Origin of the sequence: Scrofimicrobium canadense (assembly GCF_009696615.1) — a bacterium.
In the GTDB taxonomy this organism is placed as follows: domain Bacteria; phylum Actinomycetota; class Actinomycetes; order Actinomycetales; family Actinomycetaceae; genus Scrofimicrobium; species Scrofimicrobium canadense.
The window spans coordinates 1-3,149 of the sequence record NZ_VULO01000027.1 but is presented as its reverse complement, the minus strand read 5'-3'; the positions used below and the strand labels follow the sequence as shown (position 1 = coordinate 3,149).

Sequence of the window (3,149 nt, the reverse complement as noted above, 5' to 3'; positions counted from 1 at the left end):
GCGACGTCCTCACCGCCACGCATGACCCCGATGGGCGCGACGGCCAACGCCATGGTCAGCCCCAGTGCACCGGCCACCAGCAGCTCCCTGCCCAGCATCTTGCTCCAGTCCTTGACCCCTACGTCCCCGGTGGCCATACCCCGCACCATCAACGTGGCCGCCTGGGCGCCCGCATTACCGCCACTGTCAATCAACAGCGGCAGGAAGAATACCAGAGCGACCTGGGCGGCAATGGTATCTTCGAAGTACGCAATACCAGCCCCCGAAAACAGGTTGGCAAACACCAGCAGTACCAGCCAGGTCACCCGCTTGCGGTAAAGACTGGCCAAGGGCACCCGACTGACACCGTCTTCCAGTTGGCCAATCGACATCCCCTTGTGGATATCTTCGGTGGCCTCGGATTCGGCCACGTCCATGGCATCATCGTGGGTCACGATCCCCACCATGCGCCCATCCTGATCGAGTACCGGCAGCGCCAGCAGGTCATAGCGCGCCACGATACGCGCCACTTCTTCCTGCTCTTCGTCTACGTGGGTGCTGATGACATCCTTGATCATGATGTCATCGACGATGGCACCCGGACGGGCGACCATCAGCTGCCGTAGAGACATGGTTCCCACCAGCTCACCTTCCTTGTTGAGTATGTAGAGCTGGTAGACCGTTTCCGCATCCGGCGCTGTCTGTCGTACTCGCATCATCGCCTGTGACACCGTCATGCCACTGGCTATCGCTACATAGTCAGAGGTCATGATGGCGCCGGCCGTGCCTTCTTCATAGCTGGCAAGACGCTTGAGATCTTCCCGCTCCTGATGCGCCATGCGGCGCAACAACGCTTCGCGGCGATCTTCATCGAGCAGGTTGAACAGATCCGCCCGCTCATCCGAGCCCATCTCCTCTAGCAGCTTGAGCACTTGGGTATCGCTCAGCTCACCGACGACTTCGAGCTGACTCTCGCCTGGCAGATAGCCAAGCACATTGGCGGCTCGCTCGGTGGAGAGTATGTCCAGCACCGTCAGGGCCGCACGTAGCTCTTCATCCTCTTCGATCAGCTCTTCCAGCACTTCGCCAATATCGGCCGAGCGAATTTCAGCGAGGCGTTCTGCCAATTGCGCCTTGCTGGGCTCTTCCTTGACCAGCTCATCGAGCAGTTCGGTTTTCAATTCCTGTAAGGCTTCTTCGTTCAGCGCCATCGCTCTCTCCTGATGCCATTCAAATCCGGGACGACTGACCACCATACTAACAGACAAAAAAAACGCCCCTTAAACCCTGAGGAATCCCCACGAACTTTGCTATCCATCGCATAAGGCCTGCTCTTTGACTTCCCCTTGGAGGCTCGTCAGAACTGTCTTCCAAGAGGGCCATGGGACAGCACCGACACAATGACGTCGCAGCCACTCCAGTCCCAAACGCCACACGGAGAGAACGTTCCGATGACGGATCGTGTTGCTCTGGTAGCGTCGCTGTTGCCCGCTGTCTCGGACTTGAAGACCGGCAACCATCACCACGACATTGGCCAGCATCGCGATCAGCAGCAGGATTTCGATCCGCTTGCCTTGGCGAGACTGATGCATGCCGAAGCCCAGCCCGAACTGGGGACTCTTGACGTCGCGGAAGCCCTCTTCAATCTGCATGCGCTGCCGGTAAATGGCCACCAACTTGTCCGCCAGCGTTGAGCGCGCCGGTAGGTTACTGACCAGCACCCAGGGCTCCTTCTGGCGCTGGGCAATCGCCCGGCTGCGGCTGTCCTGGGAGACCTGTCCGCGCTTGTTGCGATGCTTGCGCCCCTGCGGCGGCCGATGGTAGAGCACCATGCGGGTGGTCAGTGGATTGCTCTCAGCAATTTGCACGGAACCCAGCGCCCGCGGTACCGATGTCGCTTGCGGAAACAGGTCTGACACAGGTTGCCACGCCTGCCCTGGCAGCTGGCAGCGAACCGGGTGCGTATTCCGGCGAACGTGACCGGTCATTCCGGTGATCGTGACCGATTTGCACACGGCCTTCACGCTGGAGAGAGTTTTGTACGCTGAGCGGTCACGATGGGTCAACCGATTCCGTTTTTTGTGCGTTGGTTTTTCTCAGTGATTCCCCTTTCAGATTGAGTCGGTGAGCGCCGTGCAGGAGCCGATCCATGATGGCGTCTGCCAGCGTGGCGGAGCCGATGTAGTCATGCCAGTGCTCCGTGGGTAACTGGCTGGCGATGAGGGTGGAGCCCCGCCCGTGTCGGTCTTCGATTACTTCCATCAGGTCCTGCCGCTGCTGCGCCGTGATCTTCTGCATGCCCCAGTCATCCAGGATCAGCAGGTTGGTCTTCAGCAACTGGTTCATCAGCCGACCGTAGCTACCATCACCGTGCGCGATGCGCACCTGCTCGAACAGGCGCGGCACTCGCAGGTAGCGCACCGAGAGGCCTTGCCGGCAGGCCTGATTGCCCAGGGCACAGGCCAGCCAGGTCTTGCCGCAACCGGTAGGCCCGGTGATGCACAGGTTCAGGGACTGGCGGATCCAGTCGCTGCTCGCCAGGGCCGCCATACGCGAGCGTTCCAGTCCCCGGGGATGACGGTAATCGATGTCTTCGATGCACGCCGGCACGCGCAGGCGGGCGGCCTTGAGCAGCCGGTCCAGCCGACGGTTTTCCCGGTGCAGCACCTCCCGATCCACTAACAGGGCAAGGCGTTCCTCGAACGCCAGGTCGTGGGTTTCCGGTTGGGCGCGTTGTTGTTCCAGGGCATCGCCCATGCCCGTCAGCTTGAGGTGGCGCAAGGTATCGAGGGTGTTGTGCGTTAGCATACGTTTCTCCGGGATCAGTGGTAGTAGTGGGGGCCGCGAACGTTGGTGTGAACCGGCAGCTCGGTCAGTTCCGGTGGCTCCTCGACCAACGGCAGCGGTAACTGATCCAGCCCCTGCTTCAGGATCGAGGTGATGCTCTGGTAACTGGCGGAGTGGATGGCCAGCGCCCGGGCACAGGCCTGCTCCAGGCGATCACGACTGTAGCGCCGACTAAGGTTCAGAAGTCCCAGGCAGGCGCGGTAACCATGTTCCGGATGAGGCCGATCCTTGAGCTGCTTCTGCACCACGCCCAGCGTGCCGGGGCCGATGTCATTGGCCCAGTTCAGGAACCGTCCCGGTGACCAGTTCTGATGGGCCTGGTG

At 61.0% G+C, this 3,149-nt stretch carries 3 protein-coding genes and 1 pseudogene; all 4 read right to left on the bottom strand.

What is annotated here, in order from left to right; genetic code table 11:
* On the bottom strand, positions 1 to 1,190 hold a 1,190-nt coding region (mgtE, locus tag FYJ24_RS12245), incomplete at its 3' end, for a magnesium transporter (protein ID WP_154546718.1).
* 99 nt (positions 1,191 to 1,289) lie between these two features.
* Positions 1,290 to 1,967 carry an IS4 family transposase gene (locus tag FYJ24_RS12240; RefSeq protein ID WP_154546717.1) on the bottom strand — a complete coding sequence of 226 codons (678 nt, stop codon included), beginning with the start codon at positions 1,965 to 1,967 and terminating at the stop codon, positions 1,290 to 1,292.
* Between the two features lie 64 nt (positions 1,968 to 2,031).
* Positions 2,032 to 2,787 carry an IS21-like element helper ATPase IstB gene (istB, locus tag FYJ24_RS12235; RefSeq protein WP_022522218.1) on the bottom strand — a complete coding sequence of 252 codons (756 nt, stop codon included), beginning with the start codon at positions 2,785 to 2,787 and terminating at the stop codon, positions 2,032 to 2,034.
* A 14-nt stretch (positions 2,788 to 2,801) separates the two neighbouring features.
* Positions 2,802 to 3,149: pseudogene (locus FYJ24_RS12230) on the bottom strand (IS21 family transposase); the annotation flags it as partial.

Excerpts from the sequence above, each read along its gene's own strand:
- istB (WP_022522218.1), bottom strand. The coding sequence starts at position 2,787 with ATGCTAACGCACAACACCCTCGATACCTTGCGCCACCTCAAGCTGACG.
- FYJ24_RS12240 (WP_154546717.1), bottom strand. The coding sequence starts at position 1,967 with ATGACCGGTCACGTTCGCCGGAATACGCACCCGGTTCGCTGCCAGCTG.